Genomic DNA, 2,142 nt, shown 5'->3' with positions numbered 1-2,142 from the left:
TGCCGTCGGCATCACCCGGATACCAATTCTGCACGGTCGAATATTTGATCTGTGCCCGATCCATCGCCACGAGTTCAACCACCGCTGCATGAAGCTGATTTTCGTCGCGCTGCGGGGCCGTGCAGCCTTCGAGGTAGGACACATAGCTATCGTCTTCGGCGATAATCAGCGTCCGTTCGAACTGGCCGGTTCCTTTGGCGTTGATGCGGAAATAGGTCGAAAGCTCCATTGGGCAACGCACGCCCTTCGGGATAAACACGAAGGAGCCGTCCGAAAACACCGCCGAATTGAGCGCCGAATAATAATTATCCGCCACCGGCACGACCGAGCCCAAATACTGCTGCACCAGTTCGGGATGCTCCTGCACCGCCTCGCCGAAGGAGCAGAAGATGACGCCGTCTTCCTTCAGCTTATCCTTAAAGGTGGTCGCCACCGAAACGCTGTCGAACACCGCATCGACCGCGACGCCGGGCACGCCCGCCAGCCACGCTTGCTCTTTCAGCGGAATGCCGAGTTTTTCGTATGTCTTCAGGAGCTCGGGATCGACCTCGTCCAAGGACTTCGGGCCGGAGGCTACTTTCGGCGCGGAATAATAGCGCAGGGCCTGGAAATCAATGTCCGGCACATTCAGCTTCGCCCAGGTCGGCGGACTCATCTCCTGCCAAACGCGAAAAGCCTTCAGCCGCCACTCCAGCAGCCACGCCGGTTCGTTCTTCTTCGCCGAAATGAAGCGAACGATATCTTCGTTCAGGCCGAACGGCGCTTCGTCCGCCTCAATATCGGTAACGAACCCATATTTATAGGGCTGGTCGGCTACGGCCGCATCGACGGCAGAAGGCATATCGAGCGCAGTCATGAGGCGTCGGCTCCAAGTGAGAGGGGGGCCACCACGGAGGGGCGCGGCGCGGGGGCCATGAACGGCGGGGCCATCATATCGTCGAGCGTAACCGCGCCGAGCGCGGCCTGAACGGCCAGCGTGACGCGCGCCCAATGGGGTTTGGTGGCGCAATAGGAGGTATGGGTGCAGGCTTCGTGATCGGTCTCGCCCGCGCATTCGGTCATCCCGAGAGGTCCGTCGATCGCCGCAATCACCTCGGCAACGGTAATCTCCACTGGCGCACGGGCAAGGCGATAGCCGCCGCCAGAGCCGCGCGCCGCCGTGACCAGACCTGCGCGGTTGAGCGCCTTCAGCACCTTGGCCACGGTCGCGCTCGGCAGCCGCGTGGCTTCCGAGAGATCGGCCGTGCTCGCTTGCGCGCCGCCCGCTGGCCCCATCTGGCCCAGATGCACCGCCAGAACGACGGCATAATCGGCCAATTTGCTGACGATAATCATGGCCCCGGTTCCATCCTCGGGAGCAGAGCGCCCCCACCGCTTCCTATATAGGACTAATTCAGTCCTTTATTAAGGACCGTTCGGGCCAATCGTCAAGCGCTTGTAACGCATCGGGCTTTGCGTTGCGCGCCGCAGCGCGTATAGGTGGGGGGCCTATGTGCTGAAACAGGAGTGAATTTTGACCTATCCCCGCGCGCTTTCCCTGGTTCTGCCGCTTGTCGGCGCGCTGGCGCTGGCCGCCTGCCAACAGGCGGGATCGGACGCCGCGAAGACCACTTCCGCCGCCCCCGCCTCAATCGTGCAAGTGAACGGCTTGGCGATGGGCGGGGTGGACGATTTGCGCGCGCTCGCGCTCGTCGCCGCCCGCATCGCCGAGGCCTCGGAAACCTGCTCGCTGCCAACGAAGGACCTGGATAAGCGCGTCAGCGACATCGACGGGCTGCTGCCCGCTCTGCCGAACCTGGCGCAAGGCTGGTTCGAAGGCGCCTATAAGGCCGAGCGCCAGTCGCAAGCCGCCCAACGCAGCGCGTCCTGCTCCGAAAGTAGCGACCGCGTGCCCATCGCCCAAATGCTCACGCGTTTGCAGACCGATATGAATGCGCCTGCGTTTACTACGTGGCTGACGACGCAATTGGGGAAGAAATAAGAAAAGGCCGGTTCCCAGCCAAGAGCACCGGCCTTCTCCCGTTTAACGTAGCGGATTAGCTATTCGGGTAGGCAACCCCAATGGCTTGGCCCTGGTTATAGTGAACATTGGGTTGCGCCGTGAGGTTGATATTGCAGGCCGCTTCGAACAGAACAATGTGA

3 protein-coding genes are annotated in these 2,142 nt (G+C 61.8%); 1 reads left to right on the top strand and 2 read right to left on the bottom strand.

Features of this window, described 5'->3' with window-relative positions; translation table 11 throughout:
- A partial coding sequence (locus VZ95_RS16435) for a SufD family Fe-S cluster assembly protein (RefSeq protein WP_045776819.1) occupies positions 1–856 on the bottom strand: 856 nt, incomplete at its 3' end.
- A complete protein-coding gene (locus VZ95_RS16430) occupies positions 853–1,335 on the bottom strand; it encodes an SUF system Fe-S cluster assembly regulator (RefSeq protein WP_045776818.1) in 483 nt (160 codons plus the stop codon). The genes VZ95_RS16435 and VZ95_RS16430, both read right to left, overlap by 4 nt.
- A 178-nt stretch (positions 1,336–1,513) precedes the next feature.
- Between VZ95_RS16430 and VZ95_RS16425 the strand changes: the two genes are divergently transcribed.
- Positions 1,514–1,981 (top strand): hypothetical protein, encoded by a 468-nt coding sequence (locus VZ95_RS16425; protein ID WP_045776817.1) that lies wholly within the window; start codon positions 1,514–1,516, stop codon positions 1,979–1,981.
- Positions 1,982–2,142: the final 161 nt, after the last annotated feature.

This window comes from Elstera litoralis (assembly GCF_000963705.1).
Lineage (GTDB): Bacteria > Pseudomonadota > Alphaproteobacteria > Elsterales > Elsteraceae > Elstera > Elstera litoralis.
This window is presented reverse-complemented; position numbering and strand designations above follow the sequence as displayed.